The 20,176-nt window shown below is 70.4% G+C and carries 18 protein-coding genes; 10 read left to right on the top strand and 8 right to left on the bottom strand.

The window, feature by feature from the left end; genetic code table 11:
* The first annotated feature begins 91 nt into the window (after window positions 1–91).
* On the top strand, window positions 92–1,474 hold the full coding sequence (locus ACFY0U_RS33950) for a cation:dicarboxylate symporter family transporter (RefSeq protein WP_388642331.1): 1,383 nt from the start codon (window positions 92–94) through the stop codon (window positions 1,472–1,474).
* Between the two features lie 180 nt (window positions 1,475–1,654).
* On the opposite strand, the gene ACFY0U_RS33945 is transcribed toward ACFY0U_RS33950, so the two are convergent.
* Complete coding sequence (locus ACFY0U_RS33945; protein ID WP_388642329.1) at window positions 1,655–2,272, bottom strand: TetR/AcrR family transcriptional regulator; 618 nt, start codon at window positions 2,270–2,272, stop codon at window positions 1,655–1,657.
* A gap of 125 nt (window positions 2,273–2,397) precedes the next feature.
* Between ACFY0U_RS33945 and ACFY0U_RS33940 the strand changes: the two genes are divergently transcribed.
* Complete coding sequence (locus ACFY0U_RS33940; RefSeq protein WP_388642327.1) at window positions 2,398–4,071, top strand: MFS transporter; 1,674 nt, start codon at window positions 2,398–2,400, stop codon at window positions 4,069–4,071.
* Window positions 4,072–4,151: 80 nt separating this feature from the next.
* Window positions 4,152–4,922, top strand: coding sequence for a DUF2127 domain-containing protein (locus tag ACFY0U_RS33935; RefSeq protein WP_388642325.1), 771 nt, complete (start codon window positions 4,152–4,154; stop codon window positions 4,920–4,922).
* Here the strand turns inward: ACFY0U_RS33935 and ACFY0U_RS33930 are convergent.
* Complete coding sequence (locus ACFY0U_RS33930; protein WP_388642323.1) at window positions 4,919–5,359, bottom strand: MarR family winged helix-turn-helix transcriptional regulator; 441 nt, start codon at window positions 5,357–5,359, stop codon at window positions 4,919–4,921. The genes ACFY0U_RS33935 and ACFY0U_RS33930 overlap by 4 nt on opposite strands.
* A 91-nt stretch (window positions 5,360–5,450) precedes the next feature.
* Between ACFY0U_RS33930 and ACFY0U_RS33925 the strand changes: the two genes are divergently transcribed.
* From ACFY0U_RS33925 to ACFY0U_RS33915, 3 genes are all read left to right on the top strand, one after another.
* A complete protein-coding gene (locus ACFY0U_RS33925; protein ID WP_388642321.1) occupies window positions 5,451–6,092 on the top strand; it encodes a maleylpyruvate isomerase family mycothiol-dependent enzyme in 642 nt (213 codons plus the stop codon).
* A gap of 197 nt (window positions 6,093–6,289) precedes the next feature.
* Complete coding sequence (locus tag ACFY0U_RS33920; RefSeq protein WP_388642320.1) at window positions 6,290–6,895, top strand: hypothetical protein; 606 nt, start codon at window positions 6,290–6,292, stop codon at window positions 6,893–6,895.
* A 120-nt stretch (window positions 6,896–7,015) separates the two neighbouring features.
* Entirely contained in the window at window positions 7,016–8,623 is a 1,608-nt protein-coding gene (locus ACFY0U_RS33915; RefSeq protein ID WP_388642318.1) for an AAA family ATPase, read from the top strand.
* On the opposite strand, the gene ACFY0U_RS33910 is transcribed toward ACFY0U_RS33915, so the two are convergent.
* Both ACFY0U_RS33910 and ACFY0U_RS33905 read right to left on the bottom strand, forming a co-directional pair.
* Window positions 8,602–9,498 carry an aldo/keto reductase gene (locus ACFY0U_RS33910; protein ID WP_388642316.1) on the bottom strand — a complete coding sequence of 299 codons (897 nt, stop codon included), beginning with the start codon at window positions 9,496–9,498 and terminating at the stop codon, window positions 8,602–8,604. The genes ACFY0U_RS33915 and ACFY0U_RS33910 overlap by 22 nt on opposite strands.
* A gap of 1 nt (window position 9,499) precedes the next feature.
* Window positions 9,500–10,414, bottom strand: a complete 915-nt coding sequence (locus tag ACFY0U_RS33905) for an NAD-dependent epimerase/dehydratase family protein (protein WP_388642315.1) — start codon at window positions 10,412–10,414, stop codon at window positions 9,500–9,502.
* A 45-nt stretch (window positions 10,415–10,459) separates the two neighbouring features.
* Here ACFY0U_RS33905 and ACFY0U_RS33900 point away from each other — a divergent pair, with 45 nt between their 5' ends.
* The 4 genes from ACFY0U_RS33900 (at window position 10,460) to ACFY0U_RS33885 (ending at window position 14,066) form a co-directional block, all read left to right on the top strand.
* Window positions 10,460–10,969: an Lrp/AsnC family transcriptional regulator gene (locus ACFY0U_RS33900; RefSeq protein ID WP_388642313.1), complete on the top strand. Its 510-nt coding sequence runs from the start codon at window positions 10,460–10,462 to the stop codon at window positions 10,967–10,969.
* Between the two features lie 29 nt (window positions 10,970–10,998).
* Complete coding sequence (locus ACFY0U_RS33895) at window positions 10,999–11,388, top strand: MerR family transcriptional regulator (protein WP_388642311.1); 390 nt, start codon at window positions 10,999–11,001, stop codon at window positions 11,386–11,388.
* Window positions 11,385–11,699 carry a co-chaperone YbbN gene (locus tag ACFY0U_RS33890; protein ID WP_266887862.1) on the top strand — a complete coding sequence of 105 codons (315 nt, stop codon included), beginning with the start codon at window positions 11,385–11,387 and terminating at the stop codon, window positions 11,697–11,699. Before ACFY0U_RS33895 ends, ACFY0U_RS33890 begins: the two co-directional genes overlap by 4 nt.
* A gap of 153 nt (window positions 11,700–11,852) precedes the next feature.
* Window positions 11,853–14,066 carry a HelD family protein gene (locus ACFY0U_RS33885; RefSeq protein WP_388642692.1) on the top strand — a complete coding sequence of 738 codons (2,214 nt, stop codon included), beginning with the start codon at window positions 11,853–11,855 and terminating at the stop codon, window positions 14,064–14,066.
* Between the two features lie 51 nt (window positions 14,067–14,117).
* Here the strand turns inward: ACFY0U_RS33885 and glgB are convergent, their stop codons facing one another.
* The 4 genes from glgB to ACFY0U_RS33865 all read right to left on the bottom strand — a co-directional run.
* Window positions 14,118–16,550 carry a 1,4-alpha-glucan branching enzyme gene (gene glgB / locus ACFY0U_RS33880; RefSeq protein ID WP_388642309.1) on the bottom strand — a complete coding sequence of 811 codons (2,433 nt, stop codon included), beginning with the start codon at window positions 16,548–16,550 and terminating at the stop codon, window positions 14,118–14,120.
* Between the two features lie 26 nt (window positions 16,551–16,576).
* Complete coding sequence (locus tag ACFY0U_RS33875) at window positions 16,577–17,947, bottom strand: phosphotransferase (protein ID WP_388642308.1); 1,371 nt, start codon at window positions 17,945–17,947, stop codon at window positions 16,577–16,579.
* Between the two features lie 83 nt (window positions 17,948–18,030).
* The gene (gene treS / locus ACFY0U_RS33870) at window positions 18,031–19,731 is read right to left on the bottom strand and encodes a maltose alpha-D-glucosyltransferase (protein WP_388642307.1); all 1,701 of its coding nucleotides are present in this window, start codon (window positions 19,729–19,731) and stop codon (window positions 18,031–18,033) included.
* Window positions 19,728–20,176 (bottom strand): alpha-glucosidase C-terminal domain-containing protein (locus ACFY0U_RS33865; RefSeq protein ID WP_388642306.1); only part of this gene is annotated, 449 nt, incomplete at its 5' end. The genes ACFY0U_RS33865 and treS, both read right to left, overlap by 4 nt.

Here is a 20,176-nt window from a genome sequence, read left to right as displayed (position 1 = left end):
CAGGGCGGGAGATAGTCACGGCATTCCTCTAAAGCCCGGACGTGAGCCGCACGCCGGTGACAACCGACGAAGACGTCAAAGGAGGGCAGCCGTGGCCGCCAGCACCCCCGAGACCGCACCTGCCGCACCCGCCAAGCGGGACCGCACCCATTATCTGTACATCGCGGTGATCGTCGCGGTCGCCCTCGGCATCACCGTCGGTCTGGCCGCTCCCGATTTCGCGGTCGAGCTGAAGCCCATCGGTACGGGCTTTGTGAACCTGATCAAGATGATGATCTCGCCGATCATCTTCTGCACGATCGTGCTCGGCATCGGCTCGGTACGGAAGGCCGCGAAGGTCGGCGCCGTCGGCGGTATCGCCCTCGTCTACTTCACGGTCATGTCGCTGGTCGCGCTGGGCATCGGCCTGGTCGTCGGCAACATCCTGGAGCCGGGCACCGGCCTCGCGATCACCGACGCCGTGAAGGACGTCGGCCACGCGCAGGTGGACGCCGAGGCCAAGGACACCACCGAGTTCCTGCTGGGCATCATCCCGACCACGATGGTCTCCGCCTTCACCGGCGGCGAGGTCCTCCAGACCCTGCTCATCGCCCTGCTCGCCGGGTTCGCGCTGCAGGCCATGGGTGACGCCGGTCAGCCGATCCTGCGCGGTGTGGAGCACATCCAGCGGCTCGTCTTCCGCATCCTCGCCATGGTGATGTGGGCCGCGCCGATCGGTGCCTTCGGTGCCATCGCCGCCGTCACCGGTTCCGCCGGTCTGGACGCGCTCAAGAGCCTCGCCGTACTGATGCTCGGCTTCTACACCACCTGTTTCCTCTTCGTCTTCATCGTGCTCGCCGCGCTGCTGAAGATCGTCTCGGGCCTGAACATCCTGACGTTCTTCAAGTACCTCGGCCGTGAGTTCCTGCTGATCCTGTCGACCTCCTCCTCCGAGTCGGCGCTGCCGCGCCTCATCGCGAAGATGGAGCACCTCGGTGTCAGCAAGCCCGTCGTCGGCATCACCGTCCCGACCGGCTACTCGTTCAACCTCGACGGCACCATGATCTACATGACCATGGCGTCCCTGTTCATCGCCGACGCCATGGGTACGCCGATGTCGATCGGCGAGCAGATCCCGCTGCTGCTCTTCCTGCTGGTCGCCTCGAAGGGCGCCGCCGGTGTCACCGGCGCGGGTCTGGCCACGCTGGCCGGTGGTCTGCAGTCGCACAAGCCGGCCCTGGTGGACGGCATCGGCCTCATCGTCGGCATCGACCGCTTCATGAGCGAGGCCCGCGCCCTCACCAACTTCGCGGGCAACGCCGTCGCCACGGTCCTGATCGGCACCTGGACCAAGGAGATCGACCGCGAGCGCGTCGACCAGGTCCTCGCCGGCCAGATCCCCTTCGACGAGAAGACCCTCCTCGACGACGGCCACGGAACCGCTGCCGTGGAGGTGCCGGAGCAGGGCGGCGAGAAGGAACTCGCGAAGGCGTAGGCGCTCCGCTGGGTAAGCCGTCGAGAACTCGGGGGCTTGCTCTGGTCGGGAACTGCGGGTCCGCTCTGGCTGGTCGCGCAGTTCCCCGCGCCACTTCGGGACGCTGCCCCCCCGAACTCCGGGCGGCTGAGTAGCTCCCCCGTCGCTCAGCCGCCCGGGCAACAACCCGAGCAGGACAACTCAATCGCTCAGCTTCGCCACCAGCTCGGTGGCACGAGAGGCGGGTACGCCCGCCGCGGTCAGTACGGTGATCGCGGCGGAGCGGCCCGCCTCTTCGGGTGCCAGGAGACCGTCGTTCACCGCCTCCATCACCGCGAACACCAGCTGTTCATGGACATACGCCAGGGCCGGCACGGGCAGCACGGAGGCGAAGACGCCCTCTTCGAGGCCGCGCCGCAGCAGCTCCTCGCTGGACTCGCGCACCGGCGCCAGACGTTCCCGGATGCCCTGCATCGTCACGCTGCGCTGGGCCAGCGCGACCAGGATGCGATAGCGGTCGGCGACCTCCCAGACCGACAGGGTGGAGGCGGCCAGCGCCTGCGCCGGGTCCTCGACGTCCTTGCGCCCCGCCTCGTCGGCGGCCGCCACCGCTTCCACGGCTCCATCGATGAGCGTGCTCACCAGCGCCTCGCGGCTGGGGAAGTGCCCGTACACGGTCCGTCGTACGACTCCCGCGGCGCGCGCGATCTGGTCCATGGACGCGTCCGGATCGCGCAGCAGCTCGGCGAGCGCCACGTCGAGGATGCGGCGGCGGTTGGCGTCGGCGCGGCTGGTGTTACCCGTGGTCATGGACGCCATTGTGCCTTCTCCCTCATCGACTTGCACAGACCTGTGCAACGAGCGTACATTGCACAGCGTTGTGCAACTGCACGGCGCTGTGCAGTTCCGCTGGAACAAGTCCGCTGAGGAAGGCCACCCCTGCCATGCGACTCGTCATGACCGAACCGGTCGAGAGGATGGACCGCCCCTACGCCCGGCGCTGGTGGGCGCTCCTGGTGCTCTGTCTGAGCCTGCTGATCATCGTGATGGCGAACACCGCCCTCACGGTCGCCGCGCCCGCCATGACCGAGGACCTCGGCCTGTCCAGCGCCGACCTTCAGTGGGTCATCGACGGCTACACCGTCCCGTACGCCGCCCTGATGCTGCTGCTCGGCGCGATCGGCGACAAGTACAGCCGCCGCGGCGCCCTGCTCCTCGGGCTGGCCGTGTTCGGCGGCGGGTCCGTCTTCGGGTACTTCGCCGACAGCTCTACGACGGTCATCGCGGCCCGCGCCGTGATGGGCGCCGGCGCCGCGATGATCATGCCGGCGACGCTGTCCCTGCTCGCCTCGACCTTCCCGCGCGCCGAGCGGGCCAAGGCGATCACCGTGTGGACCGCCACCTCGGGCGTGGCCATCGCGGCCGGTCCGCTGGTCGCGGGCGCGCTCCTGGAGAACCACGACTGGACCTCGACGTTCCTCATCAACGTCCCCGTCGCCGCGCTCGCCATCGTCGGCGCCCTGGTCCTCGTCCCGCCGTCCAAGGCCAAGGACAAGGGCCGGATCGACTACGTCGGCGGCCTGCTGTCGGTGGTGTGGATCGGCTCGCTGGTCTACATGATCATCGAGGGTCCGCACTTCGGATGGGGCGTGAAGGCCATCGGCGCCGCGGTCGTCGCGGCCGCCGGACTGCTGGCCTTCGTCCTGTGGGAGCTGCGGCACCCGCGTCCCCTCGTGGACGTCCGCCGCTTCACCGACCGCGGTTTCGCCGGCTCCAACCTCGCCGTCGCCCTGTTCTTCCTGGCCGTCTTCGGCGCCTTCTACTACCTCACCCAGCACCTCCAGTTCGTCCTCGGCTACAGCGCCCTGGAGACCGGACTGCGCATGCTGCCGCTCGCCGGCGCGGTCTTCGTGGGCTCGGCGCTGACCGCCTTCCTCACCCCCCGGGTCGGCATGAAGTGGACGGTCACCGCGGGCATGGTCGGCGGCACGGCGGCGCTCGCGCTGCTGACGCAGGTGGACGCCGGTTCGCCGTACGGCGATTTCGTCGCCCCCCTCGCCGTCCTCGGCCTGGCGATCGGCCTCGCCCTCTCGCCCGCCACGGACGCGATCATGGGTGCCTTCCCCGAGTCCGAACTGGGCGTCGGCGGCGCGGTGAACGACACCTCGATCGAACTCGGCGGCTCGCTCGGCATCGCCATCCTCGGCTCGCTGCTGGCGACCTCGTACTCGGACCACCTCGCCGACGCCACGGGCGGCAGCAAGCTCCCCGCGGCCACGCTCGACACCGCGCAGGACTCCGTCGGCGCCGGGTACACCGTCGCGCAGGGCATCGGGGAACAGGCCCGGCAGATCGCCGCGCAGGCCGCGAAGGCCACGGACCCCCAGCAGGCCGCCCAGTTGAAGGCACAGGCCGAGGAACTCGCCACCGGCGCCCGGCAGATGGCCGACGCGGTCGGCTCCTCCTTCTCGGACGCGGTCGCCCACACCAGCCTGATCGGGGCCGTGATCCTGGGCGTCGGCACGGTCCTGGTCGCGGTGCTGCTGCCGGAGCGGAAGAAGACGGCGGAGCCCGCCGAAACGGCCACGGAGGAGAAGGAGTTGGCCGGCAGCCGCTGACTCACCGGACTCTTACCCGGTCCCGCTAGCGTGCCGCGTCTGTCCAGTACAGGCGCGGCACGTCGGTGGAGGCACGGGGGATGGCGATCGACTGGGACCGGCGGACGTGCGCTCGGCGCGGGCATGTGACGTACGCGCCGGACGACCCCCGGCTGCGAGGGAGGCTGCGCGCCGAGACCGCCCTCGGGGAGGTCTGGCGCTGTCTGCGCTGCGGCGACTTCGCCCTGGGCGAGCCGCACGGTTCCGGACCGGCCTCCGAAGCCCCGCTGGTGCCGCGCGGCAAGGTCCTGCGCGATCTGTTCATCCTCCGCTTCCTCGCCGTCGAGCGGGCCGTGCGCGGGGTGTTCGTCGTGCTGGTGGCGCTGGCGGTCTGGAAGTTCAGCAACTCCCAGGACGCGGTGCGCAGTCTCTTCGACGAGTATCTGGACGTCCTCCGCCCGGTGTTCGAGCACTTCCACTACGACCTCGACCATTCACCGGTCGTCGGCACCATCCAGAAGACCTTCGGCTATCGCCACAACACCCTCGTCCTGGTCGCGGTGCTGCTCCTGGCCTACGCCCTGATCGAACTCGTCGAGGCGGTCGGCCTCTGGTACGCCAAGCGCTGGGCGGAGTACCTGACAGTCGTCGCCACGGCCGCGTTCCTGCCCCTGGAGATCTACGAACTCACCGAACACATCAGCTGGTTGAAGATCGCCACGCTGGTCCTCAACGTCCTGGCCGTGGCCTACATCCTGCTGGCCAAGCGGCTGTTCGGGCTGCGCGGCGGCCACCGCGCCTTCGAGGCGGAACGGCGGAGTGCGTCCCTGCTGGAGGTCGAGGAGGCGGCGAAGGCGGGGGCTCCGGCCTAGGCCCAAGGGTCCGTGATCTCCCGCAGCAGCGTCAGGGCCTCCCGGAGTTGTCCCATGCGCCGCTTGCCCAGGTGCTCCTCCCACTCCTTCTCGACCTCGGCGACCACCGCGTCGGCGACCTCCTTGGCCGCCCAGGCCTTCGCCGCGCCGCGGACCAGACGGGCCCGTCTGTCCGTCGGGTCCGGGACCCGCGTCACATAGCCCGACTTCTCCAGCTGGTCGACCAGGAAGCCGGCGGTCTGCTTGGTGATCTGGGCCTGTTCGGCCAGTTCTGTCAGACGGGTGCCGTCGGGGCCGATGCGCTGCATGACCCGGGCCTGGGCGGGGGTGAAGTCGTCGAAGCCGGCCTCGGCGAGCGCGGCGAAGACCCGGCTCTCCAGGGCCCGGTACGGGAGGAACAGGAGCACGCCCGTGTTGAGCTCGCTCTCCGCCACCATGGTCGACGCCTCCGGTCCGTATCGCTTGACATTGGTCAGGGTCTCTGACTAATTTGGTCAGAGAAGCTTACCACTTGAGTGGGTGATTTCCGTGGGTGCTGTCTCGGATGCCGCGCTGGACACCGACGAACTCTGGCGGATCGTCGACCGGGAGCGCGAGACTCTGGCCGACCTCCTGGAGGGGCTGCGCCCCGAGGAGTGGGAGACGCGCACGCGGTGCGGTGACTGGCGGGTCAGGGACGTGGCCGCGCATCTGACCGTCGCCGCGCGCTTCACATACGGGCAGGTCGTACGGGAGATGTTCCGTGCTCGCGGCGACTGGAACCGGATGATCCACGACTCGGCCGTGCGGGAGGCGCAGCGGCCCGTCGCCGAGATCGTGGCCACCGTGCGCTCCACCATCGGCTCCCGCCGTCTCGCCCCCACCACCTCACCCCGCGAGCCCCTCCTCGACCTCCTCGTCCACGGCCAGGACATCGCCCTCGCGCTCGGCCGGACCCGTGAGATGCCCCCGGCCGCCGCCCGTGACTCCGCCGACCGGGTGTGGACCATGCGCTTCCCGCCCCGCCCCTGGCCGCTGCCGAAGGCCCGCCTCGTCGCCACCGACATCGCGTGGACGCGGGGTGAGGGGGAGGAGATCAGCGGCCCGATCTCCGCGCTGCTGCTCCTGCTGACGGGACGCTCGGAGGCGGCCGCACCACGGCTCGACGGGCCGGTTCCGAAGGCGGGCTGAACGGGGGGTGGGGGCTCCGGGCCCGGACGTCCAGGACCCGGAGCCCTCAGGGCTCGCTCACCGACCGGCTGAAACGCCGGCGAACGGGGGCTCCAGGACCGGAGCCCCCAGGGCTCGCTCGGCCGACCTCCCGCGACGCCGGCCGATCCGGTCGTGCGAGGATCCGGAGCCGACGATCCAGCGACCGAGAAGAGCGCATGCGTACCACCGTGACCAGGACCGGATGGATGGCCGCTGCCGCGACGGGGGCGTTTCTCGTCGCCGGATGCGGCGGTACCGAGGGGCCCTCCGCCTCGACCGCGTCCTCCCCGGCGTCCTTCGGACAGGAAGGCGTGCGGGGTGACGTGGCAGCGGCCGTCCGGGCCGCCGGGCTGCCGGAGGGGAAGATCGAGGTGGGGTACGACCGGACGGGCAGGTCCGCCAGTGCGGCGACCGCCGCGGACGAACGGAAACTGGCCGCCCTCATCACCCGGATATCACCCTGCGTGGTCTCCTGGTCGTCCAAGGACACGGGGCCCACGACCCCCACGACCGGCCCGACCGAGCCGCGTCGGCAGCTCGACGTCGTGTTGTCCGGCCTTGAGAAGCGGGACTGGGAGACGTCCGCACCGGCCACCGAAGCGCCGGTCGCGGACAACGGCACCTACTTCATGGCCACGTACAAGAAGCAGGGATGGACGCTCCACGCCCGGCACACCAGCCTGGGGGCCTGGAGCCGGTCCACCGTCATGGCCACGGAGGACACCTGCTTCCGCGGGATCACCGACGAGGAACTGGCCCTGGTCGAGGCGCTCTCCGAGTGACGCCTCCCGCCCCTTTGCGGTCTGTTCGCGACCACTTGCCCCACATGCTTTGACCCGCGGCCCGCCGGGGCGCACGCTGGAGAGCCTCGGGGCGTACGGCAGAGCGACGCGGAGGCGGACATGGGGGAGCCCGGTGGGGCGGAGATCGTCAGCAACGCCGAGTACGAGGCGAGGTACGGCAAGGAGCGCGAACCCTCGCCCCTGTCGCTGGACCGGATCAGCGAGCTGTTCTACGAGTTCCTCGCGGCGGTCGCCCGCCCGAAGCGCGCCACCGACGGCGGCCGGGACCTCGCCAAACGGCTCCGCGACCATCTGGGTTCGGCTCCGACGGACCGCCCGGTGGTGAAGGCGGCGTACGCCTCCTTCGACCTGCCCAACGTCCACCTCGCCCTGGAGCGCTGGTTCGCCGCGGACGGCCGTACGCATGAACTGATCGGCATGCGCGGCTCCCAGCACCACGGCGACCTCACCCTCGGCGACATCCTCGAAGTCGCCCACCGTCACGAGCGGTTCGTGATCGGCGCCGTCGACTACGCGCACATGCCGGTCTCCCCGGACGAGGAACTGGCCTGCGTCTCCTGCGGGTTCTACCTCGGTGCGGAGGGCGAGGAACGGTTCGCCGTCCTTCTGCGCGGCCCGCAGGACGAGTACGGACGCAACAAGGTCGAGCTCGAAGTCCTGGCAGGAGAAAAGGAGTTCGGCGACCGCTTCCTCGCCGAGATCGACGCCCTCCTGCGCGAGCACAACGTCTTCCGCGGCCAGGTCCTCTCCTTCGAGGGCTCGGAGTTCGGCCATGGCCTCGGCCCGTTCCGCTTCCACCGCCGCCCCGACCTGACCCGCGACGACATCGTGCTGCCGACCGGACTCCTGGACCGCGTGGAGCGCCAGGTCGTGGGCGTGGCCCGGCGCCGCGAGCAGCTCCGCGCGGCCGGTCAGCATCTGCGCCGGGGCCTGCTGCTGTACGGCCCGCCCGGCACCGGCAAGACGCACACGATCCGCTATCTCCTCTCCCACCTCCCGCAGTTCACCGTGGTGATCCTGTCCGGCGAGAGCATCGGGGCCATCGGCCCGGCCTGCGCCCTGGCCCGGATGCTCCAGCCGGCCCTCGTCGTCCTGGAGGACTGCGACCTCATCGCCGAGGCCCGTGACTACGGCGGCGGCGAGCAGCCCCTGCTCTTCCAGGTGCTGAACGAGATGGACGGCCTCGGCGACGACGCCGACGTGACCTTCCTCCTCACCACCAACCGCGCCGACCTCCTCGAACCCGCTCTCGTGCAGCGCCCCGGCCGGGTCGACCTCGCCGTCGAGATCCCGCTCCCCGACGCCGAGGGCCGTGCCGCCCTGCTCGGCCTGTACGGCGGCGGACTGGGCCTCGGCCAGGACATCACGGACGAGGTCGTGGCCCGTACGGAGGGCACGACCGCCTCCTTCACCAAGGAGCTGGTCCGCCGGTCCGTGCTCATCTCCGTCGAACGCGAGTCGGACCGCACCGAGGCGCGGGACGTCCGCGAGGCCCTCGACGAGCTGCTGTCCGACGGGGACCGGCTCACCCGGCGGCTGCTGGGGGTGCGGGGCGCCGAGGACATCGAGGACGAGGACTGGATGACGGAGGGCGAGGAGGACGGGGGAGGGGTGGTGCGGGTCGTCAAGGGCCTGCGCCCGGGTCCGGGCCTGTACCCGGGGTATCCGGGGATGCCGCCCGGCCGTTACGACCCGCCGCCGCGCTGACCGTCCAGCCGCGCCAGCTCCCCCGCGTCCAGCACGAGGTCCGCCGCGCCCGCCGAGTCCCGGATCGTCTCCGGCCTGCTCGCGCCCGGAATCGGGATCACGGTCGGCGACCTGGCCAACAGCCAGGCGAGGCACACCTGCTGGGCACTGACCCCGCGCTCGGCCGCGACCTCGTGGAAGACGCCGAAGCGCCCCGCCCCCGGCAGCCGTGACGGCCCGTCCAGCGCGCTGCGCGAGATCCCGCCCAGCGGGCTCCACGGCAGGAACGCCAGTCCCAGCTCCGCGCACAGCCGCAGCTCGGCCTCGCTGTCGCGCACGGCGGGGGAGTACTGGTTCTGCACCGACACCAGCCGCTCCCCGAGGATCGCGCGCGCCGCACGGATCTGCTCCACGTCCGTGTTGGAGACCCCGGCGAGGCGGATCTTGCCCTCGTCGAGCAGCTCCCGCAGCGCCCCGGCGGACTCCTCGAAGGGCACGGCCGGGTCGGGCTTGTGCAGCTGGTAGAGGCCGATCGCCTCGACGCCGAGCCGCTTGAGGGAGCCCTCGGCGGCCCGCTTCAGATGGCGCGGGTCGCCCGTCACCGTCCAGCCGCCGTCGGCCGGCCGGCCCCGGCCGCCCTTCGTCGTCACCAGCACCTCGGACGTGTCACCGCCGTACGCGGCGAGGGCGCGGGCCACCAGCAGTTCGTTGTGGCCGGGTTCGGCGCCGGGCAGATGGTACGAGTCCGCCGTGTCCAGCAGCGTGACGCCCGCGTCCAGCGCCGCGTGCACGGTGGCCAGCGCCCGCCGCTCGTCCGGGCGGCCCTCCAGGGACAGCGGCATCGCGCCCAGCCCGACGGCACTGACCCGCAGGTCGCCAAGTGTGCGGTACCGCATGTCAGTTGCCGCCCTTGCCGAGGGTCTCGGCGACCGCTGTGGGCAGCCACTTCCGTACGTCGCCGAAGGGGAAACCGAGCCGTGTGGCGCGGGAGTTGTCCATGCCGTAGGAGCGGGAGAAGGCGAACGGCGAGACCTCGCCGACCTCGACGAGCTGGAGCACGACCTTGCCCTGGGGCAGGTGCGCGGTCACCGCCTCGCACAGCTCGACGGTGGCCAGCAGACCGTGGGAGGCCGCGTTGACCGGGCCCGTGAACTCCTCGCCGGCCGCCCACGCCAGGAAGTCGGCGATCTCCTCGACATGGATGTAGGTGGCGGGCTGGTTCGAGAAGGGCACCGCGATCGGCTCGCCGGTGCGGATGCGGTCGGCGTAGTGGTCGAGGCGTCCCGTGAAGTCGTCGTCGCCGCCCAGCACATGGGCCACGCGGACGGCCGTGTACGGGAAGTCCGGCGCGGCCGCGAACACCGCCTCCGCCTGCCGCTTGCCCTCGCCGTAGTGCGACTCCAGGAACTCCGGGTCGTCCCACGGGAGTTCGGTGTCGACCGGCACCGTCAGCGGGTCGACGGCGTCCTCCCGTACGAGCGCGATGGAGTCCTCGTACTCGTAGACCTCGACCGTCGACGTCATCACATAGCGCCCGGTGCGCCCCGCGAAGACCCGGCGGGCGATCTCCGCCTGCCGCGGGGTGTAGCAGACCTGGTCGACGACGACGTCGAACACGCGTGGACCGAGCGCGTCGGTCAGGGACTTCTCGTCGTTCCGGTCGGCGACCAGATGCGTCGCGCCCGGCGGTGGCGGCGAGGAGCCGCGATTCAGTACGGTCACGCGGTCCCCGGCGGCCAGCAGCCGCGCGATGAGGCGCTTGCCGAAATAGCGGTTGCCGCCGATGACCAGTATCTCCCGTGCCTTTTCCATGGCCATAATTCTCCCGGCGTACATCCGCGTTCTGAAGGGGGAACCATGGGAGTTCAGGCAGCCGCACCAAAAGAACCTCGGCATCTGCGCGCCGCCGCCGACGAAACCTCGGTGGCCTTCGACGCGGTGGACCGGCAGATCCTGGAGCTGCTCCAGAGCGACGGCCGGATCAGGCTGAGCGAGCTGGGGCGCCGGGTGCGGCTGAGTCCGGCGGCGGTCACCGAGCGGGTGCGGCGGCTGGAGGCAGCGGGCGTGATCAGCGGATACGGCGCCCATGTCGCCCCCGCCCGGCTGGGCTACGGCATCCAGGCGTTCATCCGGGTCAACCCGCACGGCGGCTACACCCTGAAGCACCCGAGGACCCTGGAGCTGATCGAGCGCCCCGAGATCACCGAGGTGCACCACGTGGTCGGCGAGGACTGCTGGATCCTCAAGGTCGCCGTCCGCGACACGGTCCACCTGGAGGAGGTCCTCGAAGCGGTCTCCGCGCTGGGCCGCACGACCACCTCGATCGTGCTCACCTCTCCCGTGGAGCGCAAACCCCTGTTGCCTTGACGTCGGGGTCAAGGCTTACGTTCGTACGCATGCGAATCGGCGAGCTGGCCGCACGGGCCGGGACCACGACGCGGACGCTGCGGTACTACGAGTCCCGGGGGCTGCTGCCCGCGCGGCGCGGCGAGAACGGGTACCGGGCGTACGACGAGAGCGATCTGAGGCTGCTGCGGCAGATCAGGACGCTCCAGGACTTCGGGTTCGACCTGGAGGAGACGCGGCCCTTCGTGGAGTGCCTGCGGTCGGGGCACCCCGAGGGCGACTCGTGCCCCGCCTCGCTCGCGGTCTACCGGCGCAAGCTGACCGAGCTGGACGAGCTGATCGGCGAACTCCAGGCGGTGCGGGCGCAGATCGGCGTACGCCTTGCGGCCATGGCCGGGGAGGAACCACCGTTGTGCGAACTGGGAGGGCAGGAACGGTGATCGATGTGACGGACGCGGATTTCGCGGCGGAAGTGATCGGGTCCGAGATGCCGGTGCTCGTGGAGTTCACGGCGGACTGGTGCCCGCCGTGCCGGCAGATGGGGCCCGTGCTGCGCGCCCTCGCCGCCGAGGAGGCCGACCGGCTCAAGGTGGTGCAGCTGAACGTGGACCACAATCCGCTGACCACGAACGCCTACAAAGTCCTCTCGATGCCCACCTTCATGGTCTTCCGCGGTGGTGAGCCGGTGAAGTCCATGGTGGGAGCCAGGCCCAAGCGCCGTCTGCTGGAGGAACTGGCCGACGTGATCTGATTCCGCACAACGAAAGAATCCCCTCGGCAATTGCGCCGGGGGGATTTCTTTGCTTACACTCAATGGTTCGCGACTTTACGGGAATTCAGTCGCGGAGAAGTTCAGTAGGCACAGTATATCGGCGTGGGAGTGGAATTGTCAAACAGCGATGAAATTCGCGGTGAGCAGGAATTCATCGACACCCTGTACGCACGCGTGGACGCCCTGCGCGGTGACACCGAGGCCGGTGTCACCGACGCGCTCGCGCAGGGCAACACGCCGATGCAGGCCCGCCTGGAGCGGGACATCCTCGTCGCCGAGCGCTCGGGGCTGCTGGCCGCGCTCAACGCGGTGGACGGCTCGCTGTGCTTCGGCCGGATCGATCTGACGTCCGGCACCAGCCACCACATCGGCCGGATCGGTCTGCGCAAGGACGACGCCGAGCGCACCCCGGTCCTGATCGACTGGCGGGCCGAGGTCGCCCGCCCCTTCTACCTCGCCACCGGCCACACCCCGATGGGCCTGCGGCGGCGCCGGCACATCACCACCGAGGGCCGTGAGGTCACCGCCCTGCACGACGAGATCCTCGACCTGGGCGACGCCACCCGCACCGGCCACGAGGACCCGACCGGCGACGCCGTCCTGCTGGCCGCGCTCGACGCCGCCCGCACCGGCCGGATGCACGACATCGTGCAGACCATCCAGGCCGAGCAGGACGAGATCATCCGCGCACCGCACCGCGGGGTCCTGGTCGTCGAGGGCGGCCCTGGCACCGGCAAGACGGCCGTCGCCCTGCACCGTGCCGCGTATCTCCTCTACGAATACCGGGAGTTGCTGGCCAAGCGCGCCGTCCTGATCGTCGGCCCCAACCCCGCCTTCCTCGGCTACATCGGCGAGGTGCTGCCCTCGCTGGGCGAGACGGGCGTGCTGCTCGCGACGGTCGGCGAACTGTTCCCCGGCGTGAAGGCGAAGGCGACCGACACCCGTGAGGCGGCCGCGGTCAAGGGCCGCGCCGACATGGCGGACGTGCTCGCCGCCGCCGTACGCGACTGGCAGTCGCTGCCCGATCCGGTGATCGCGATCGAGCACGAACGCGAGATCCTCATGCTCGACGACGACCTGGTGCGGGTCGCCCGCGAGCGCACCCGCGAGGCCGGGCTGCCGCACAACGTCGCCCGCGAGCACTTCGAGGGCCACATCCTCAACACGCTCACCGAGCTGTACGCCGAGCGCGTCGGCACCGACCCGTACGACGGCACGAACCTTCTCGACCCGAGCGACGTCACCCAGATCCGCGACGAGATCGCCGAGAACCGTGAAGTGTGGGCCGCCATCGACCAGTTGTGGCCCCGGCTGACGCCCCAGCGCCTGGTCGCGGACTTCCTCGCCGACCCGGTGGGCCACCTCCCCGACGAGGACGCGGCCGCGATCCGGCGCCCGGTGACGCGGGCGTGGACCGTGGCGGACGTACCGCTTCTCGACGAGGCGGCCGAACTGCTCGGCGTGGACGAGCGGTTGGCGCGGGCCCGGGCCGAGCGCGAGCGGGAGACCCAGGTCGCGTACGCGCAGGGTGTGCTGGACGTCTCCTACGCCTCCCGGACCTATGAGTTCGAGGACATCGACGACGAGGACTCCGAGGTGCTGTCCGCGCACGACATCATCGACGCCGAGCGGTTCGCCGAGCGGCAGGAGGAGGACGACCACCGCAGCGCCGCCGAGCGCGCGGCGGCCGACCGGACCTGGGCCTTCGGACACATCATCGTGGACGAGGCACAGGAGCTGTCGCCGATGGCCTGGCGGCTGCTCATGCGGCGCAGCCCGACCCGCTCGATGACCCTGGTCGGCGACCCCGCGCAGACCGCGGAGGCGGCGGGCGTCGGCTCCTGGCGGAAGATCCTCGAACCGTATGTCGAGGACCGCTGGGACCACACCCGGCTGGGCGTCAACTACCGCACGCCCGCCGAGATCATGGAGCTGGCGGCGGCCGTCGTACGCGCGGAGAACCCGGACTTCGAGCCGCCGAGCTCGATCCGTTCCACCGGTGTACGCCCCTGGATCCGCGCCACCGACGACCTCCCCGGCGCCGTGGCCAAGGCGGTCGAGGAGCTGACCCCCGCCGAGGGCCGGCTCGCGGTCATCGCCCCGCGCCACCTTCACCGGAAGCTCGCCGCACACCTGGACGGGGTGACGGCGGACACCGAACCCGACCTGACCCGGACCGTCGTCCTCCTGGACCCGCGGCAGTCCAAGGGCCTCGAATTCGACTCCGTGCTGGTGGTCGAGCCGGGGCTGTACGGCACGAGCGACCTGTACGTGGCGCTGACGCGGGCGACGCAGCGGCTGGGAGTGCTGCACACCGGGCGACTGCCGAAGGCGCTGGCCGGCTAGGGCGCGGGTGCCGACGTGGACCCGCGCCACCGCGGGGAGTGCCGCTGCCGGCTACTCGGGCCGTAGCCACACCGTCGCCAGCGGCGGCAGCGTCAGGGTGACGCTGGCCGGGCGGCCGTGCCAGGCCGTCGCCTCCGGCTTGATGACGTCAGGGTTGATGAGGTCGCCGCCGCCGTACTTGCCGACGTCGGTGTTGAGGGTCTCGTGCCAGGCAGGGATGTCGTCGGGGACGCCGAGGCGGTAGTCGTGGCGGACGACGGGGGAGAAGTTGGAGACCGAGAGGAGCGGGGTTCCGTCGGCGTCGAGGCGGAGGAAGGCGAAGACGTTGTCGTCTGCCGCGTCTCCCACGATCCACTGGAAGCCGTCGGGAGTCGTGTCCCGCTGCCACAGTGCCGGGGTGTGGCGGTAGACGATGTTGAGGTCGCGGACCAGGTCCCGCACTCCCCGGTGGTCCGCCTCCGCGCCGTACGCCGGATCCAGGAGCCACCAGTCCGGGCCGTGCGCCTCCGACCACTCGGCGCCCTGGGCGAACTCCTGGCCCATGAAGAGGAGTTGTTTGCCGGGGTGGGCCCACATGAAGCCCAGGTAGGCGCGGTGGGTGGCGCGTTGCTGCCACCAGTCGCCGGGCATCTTCGACACCAGGGACCGCTTGCCGTGGACCACCTCGTCGTGGGAGATGGGGAGCACGTAGTTCTCGCTGTACGCGTACACCATCGAGAAGGTCATCTCGTGGTGGTGGTACTTGCGGTGGACCGGCTCGTGCTGGACGTAGCCCAGGGAGTCGTGCATCCAGCCCATGTTCCACTTCAGACCGAAGCCCAGACCGCCGAAGCCGCCGGGCCCGATGTGATGGGTGGCGCGGGTGACGCCGTCCCAGGCCGTCGACTCCTCGGCGATGGTCACCACGCCCGGCACCCGCCGGTAGACCGTGGCGTTCATCTCCTGGAGGAACGCCACCGCGTCCAGGTTCTCCCGGCCGCCGTGCTCGTTGGGCAGCCACTGGCCCGGCTCGCGCGAGTAGTCGAGGTAGAGCATCGAGGCGACCGCGTCCACCCGCAGCCCGTCGATGTGGAACTCCTCGCACCAGTAGACGGCGTTGGCGACCAGGAAGTTGCGCACCTCGCGGCGTCCGAAGTCGAACTCCAGGGTGCCCCAGTCGGGATGCGCGGAGCGCAGCGGATCCTCGTGCTCGTACAGGGGCCGCCCGTCGAACTCGGCCAGCGCCCAGTCGTCGCGCGGGAAGTGGGCCGGCACCCAGTCCATCAGCACACCGATGCCGGCCTGGTGGAAGGCGTCCACCAGGTACTTGAAGTCGTCGGGGGTGCCCAGACGGGCCGTCGGCGCGTAGAACCCGGTGACCTGGTAGCCCCAGGAGCCGCCGAAGGGGTGCTCGGCGACCGGCATCAGCTCGACATGGGTGAACCCGAGGTCCTTGACGTACGCCGGGAGCTGCTCGGCGAGTTGACGGTACGTCAGCCCCGGTCGCCAGGACGCCAGATGGACCTCGTACACCGAGAACGGGCCCTCGTGCGCCGGGATGTCCGCGCGCCGCTCCAGCCACGCCTCGTCGTGCCACTCGTGACGCGAGGCGTGCACGATGGACGAGGTGTTGGGCGGGACCTCCGTACGGCGGGCCAGCGGGTCGGCCCGCAGGGTCTTCGAACCGTCCTGCCGGGTGATCTCGAACTTGTACAGCTCGCCCTCGCCGATGCCGGGCACGAACAGCTCCCAGACGCCGGTCGCACCGAGCGAGCGCATCGGATAGCCGGTTCCGTCCCAGAAGTTGAAGGTGCCGGCCAGACTCACCCCGCGCGCGTTCGGCGCCCACACCGTGAAGCGGGTGCCGGTCACCCCCTGGTGGGTCATCGGCTCGGCGCCGAGCGCCGTCCACAGCTGTTCGTGCCGGCCCTCGCCGATCAGATGCAGGTCCAGATCGCCCAGGGCGGGCAGGAAACGGTAGGCGTCCTCGGTCTCCTGGACGCTTCCCTCGTACGTCACGAGCAGCCGGTACGCGGGGACCTCCCGCAGCGGCACCAGGCCCGTGAAGAACCCGTCGCCGTCGTCGTGCAGCTCCGCCCGCAGGGTGCCGGCGACGACCGTGACGGAGAGCGCGTACGGCTTGAAGACACGGAAGGCGATGCCGCCGGGCACCGGATGGGCGCCGAGGACGCCGTGCGGGTCGTGGTGGGTGGCGGACAGGAGACGCTCGCGGTCGTGGGCGTCGACGGTGGGGGAGACGGCCGGGACGAGGGGCTCGGGCTGCGCCGGGACCTTCTTGGCGGGCGCCTTCCTGGTGACAGCCTTCTTCGCCGTGACCTTCTTCGCCGCGACCTTCTTGGCGGCGGCCTTCTTCGCCGCCGGAGCCTCCTTCTTCGCGGCGGCCTTCTTCGTGACCGCCTTCTCCGCGGCCTTCTTCACACTCTTCGCGGCCTTCTTGGCCGACTTCTTCGGATCCGAGTCGCTGGACGGGGGGCGCGGGGTCACGGGTGGAGCCTCCTCGGCTGTGCGGGTCAGATCGGATCGGATGTGGCGTACCGCTCGATCGCGGCCATGGGCACCGGCAGCCAGTCGGGGCGGTGCCGGGCCTCGTAGACGACCTCGTAGATCGCCTTGTCCGTCTCGTAGGCCCGCAGCAGCACGGGATCGGTACGCGGATCGGCGCCGGCGATCTCGGCGTACCCGGAGCAGTACGCGGCCCGGCAGGCGTGCGCCCAGCCCGGCATCGGGGGATCGGCCGAGAGCGCGGCGTAGTCGAAGGAGCGGAGCATGCCCGCCACGTCCCGCGACGGTGGCTGGGGCATCCGCCGCTCGGCCAGCGGCTTGGACGGCTCGCCCTCGAAGTCGATCAGCGACCACTGCCCGGCGGGCGAGCGCAGGCACTGGCCCAGGTGCAGATCGCCGTGCACACGCTGCGCGGTCCAGGTACGGCCCTCCGCGGCCAGGTCGGCCAGCGCGGTGAACGCCGAGTACAGCCCGGGGGCGTACGGGTGCAGCGAGGGCACCGCCTGCACGGCCGCCTCCAGGCGCTCGATCATGCCGTCGACCAGCAGGTGCAGCTGGGCCGCGCCCAGGGTCACCGAGGGCAGCGCCCGGGCCAGCGCGGTGTGCACCTCGGCGGTGGCCCGCCCCAGCGCCCGCGCCTCCGCGGCGAAGTCCTCCCCCTTGGCCAGCTCGCGCAGCGCCAGCTCCCAGCCGTCCGCCGCGCCCTGGACGAAGGGCTGGAGCACACCGAGGACGGCCGGCTCCTCGTCGAGGTCGGCGTGCAGCCAAGCCGTCGGCGCCGGTACCCGCGGGCAGCCCTCGCGGGCCAGCGCCAGCGGCAGCTCCAGGTCGGGGTTGACGCCGGGCACGATCCGGCGGAGCAGTTTGAGGATGAACGTATCTCCGTAGATCACCGACGAGTTCGACTGCTCGGCGGTCACCATGCGGGGCACCAGCCCGGGCCGGATCTCCTGGCCCGGTTCCCGCTCGAAGCGCAGCCCGCCGATGCGGGCCTGGGTGCGCAGTGCCTCCAGGAGCACCTCGGCGGGCCGGGTGTCGTACAGGGCCTCGTACACCGTGCGTCCGGCGAGCGGGCCCTCTTCCATGTGACCGATCAGCGCGGGCGCCAGATGGGGTGGCAGCGCCTCGCGCACGCCTATGAGGAGCTGGTAGCAGTCGCCCGACGTCATGGGCTGATGGGCCCGCACCAGCAGGTGGTACAGGCCCAGCCGGCCGTCGACGGGGAGCAGTTCGGTGGCCGCGACCAGCGAGAACCCGGTGACCGGACGGCCCTTGCCCGCGAACCACCGCTGCCGCGGCAGCCACTCCCGCAGCAGTGGATCAAGTGACGCAAGGAGGGCGGGACTTGTCGTGGCAGTACGGATGACGGCTTCCGACATGGCGTCGCGTCCTTTCCCCGGGTGGGCGGGGTGTTACTGATGCGTGCCCCGGGCGGGACGGGGGAAACCGTCCCGCCGGGCTTCTAAGGGGCTTCCTTGCGGAGCCGGAACCAGTAGAAACCGTGCCCTGCCAGCGTCAGCAAGTACGGCAGGTCCCCGATGGCCGGGAACCGCACCCCGCCGAACAGCTCGACCGGGTTGCGCCCGTTGAACGTGCTCAGGTCCAGCTCCGTCGGCTGTGCGAAGCGGGAGAAGTTGTGCACGCACAGGACGAGGTCGTCCTCGTACTCGCGCAGGAACGCGATGACGGCGGGGTTGGACGACTGGAGTTCGGTGTAGGAGCCGAGGCCGAAGGCGGGGTTCTGTTTGCGGATCTCGATCATGCGGCGGGTCCAGTGCAGCAGCGAGGAGGGCGACGACATCGACGCCTCGACGTTGGTGACCTGGTAGCCGTAGACGGGGTCCATGATGGTCGGCAGGTAGAGCCGTCCGGGGTCGCACGAGGAAAAACCTGCGTTGCGGTCCGGTGTCCACTGCATGGGGGTGCGCACGGCGTCGCGGTCGCCGAGCCAGATGTTGTCGCCCATGCCGATCTCGTCGCCGTAGTAGAGGATCGGCGAGCCGGGCAGGGAGAGCAGGAGTGCGGTGAACAGCTCGATCTGGTTGCGGTCGTTGTCGAGCAGGGTGGCGAGCCGGCGGCGGATGCCGATGTTGGCGCGCATGCGGGGGTCTTTGGCGTATTCGGCCCACATGTAGTCGCGTTCCTCGTCGGTGACCATTTCGAGGGTGAGCTCGTCGTGGTTGCGCAGGAAGATGCCCCACTGGCAGCCCGACGGGATCGCGGGCGTCTTGGCGAGGATTTCGGAGACGGGGTAGCGCGATTCGCGGCGCACCGCCATGAAGATGCGGGGCATGACGGGGAAGTGGAAGGCCATGTGGCATTCGTCGCCGCCGGACTGGTAGTCGCCGAAGTAGTCGACGACGTCCTCGGGCCACTGATTGGCCTCCGCCAGCAGCACCGTGTCCGGATAGTGCGCGTCGATCTCCTTGCGGACCCGCTTGAGGAACTCATGGGTCGCCGGAAGGTTTTCGCAGTTGGTGCCCTCCTGCTGGTACAGGTACGGCACCGCGTCGAGGCGGAAGCCGTCGATGCCCAGATCCAGCCAGAACCGCAGCGCCGAGGTGATCTCCTCCTGGACCGCCGGGTTCTCGTAGTTGAGGTCCGGCTGGTGGGAGAAGAAGCGGTGCCAGTAGTACTGCTTGCGGACCGGGTCGAAGGTCCAGTTGGAGGCCTCGGTGTCGACGAAGATGATCCGGGCGTCCTGGTACTGCTTGTCGTCGTCGGCCCAGACGTAGTAGTCGCCGTAGGGGCCGTCGGGGTCCTTGCGGGACTCCTGGAACCACGGGTGCTGGTCGCTGGTGTGGTTCATGACGAAGTCGATGATGACGCGCATGCCGCGCTGGTGGGCGGCGTCGACGAACTCCACGAAGTCGGCGAGGTCGCCGAACTCGGGCAGGACGGCGGTGTAGTCGGAGACGTCGTAGCCGCCGTCGCGCAGCGGCGACTTGAAGAAGGGCGGCAGCCACAGGCAGTCGACGCCCAGCCATTGCAGGTAGTCGAGTTTGGCGGTGAGGCCCTTGAGGTCGCCGACGCCGTCGCCGTTGCTGTCCTGGAAGGAGCGGACGAGCACCTCGTAGAAGACGGCGCGCTTGAACCAGTCGGGGTCCCGGTCCTTCGCGGGGGTGTCCTCGAAGGTGTCCTGGACGGGCTCGTTGACGATCATGTTGTGGGTGACCCTCCGGTCTGCGGGGTGGACGGTCGCAGGACGGTGAGGATGTGCGCGGGGCGAGTGCCCGGTTCGAGGCGCACATAGTTCGCCCTGCCCCAGTGATAGGTCTCGCCGGTGAGCTCGTCGCGCACCGGCACCGACTCGTGCCATTCCAGGCCGAGTTGCGGCATGTCCAACGAGACCGTGGCCTCCTGGGTGTGGTGAGGGTCGAGGTTGGCGACCACCAGAACCGTGTTCGATCCGCTCCGCTTCGAGTACGCGATCACCGCTTCCTGGTCCGTGTGATGGAAGTGGAGATCGCGCAACTGGCGCAGCGCGGGGCTCGCCCGCCTGATCCGGTTGAGCCGGGTGATCAGGGGGGCGATGGTGTCGGTGGTGTCCCAGTCGCGGGGGCGGAGCTGGTATTTCTCCGAGTCGAGGTATTCCTCGCTGCCGGCGC

Origin of the sequence: Streptomyces sp. NPDC001536, from assembly GCF_042894505.1 — a bacterium.
Taxonomy (GTDB): domain Bacteria; phylum Actinomycetota; class Actinomycetes; order Streptomycetales; family Streptomycetaceae; genus Streptomyces.
The sequence above is the reverse complement of the archived record's forward strand: the minus strand, read 5'-3'. Positions and strand labels throughout refer to the sequence as shown.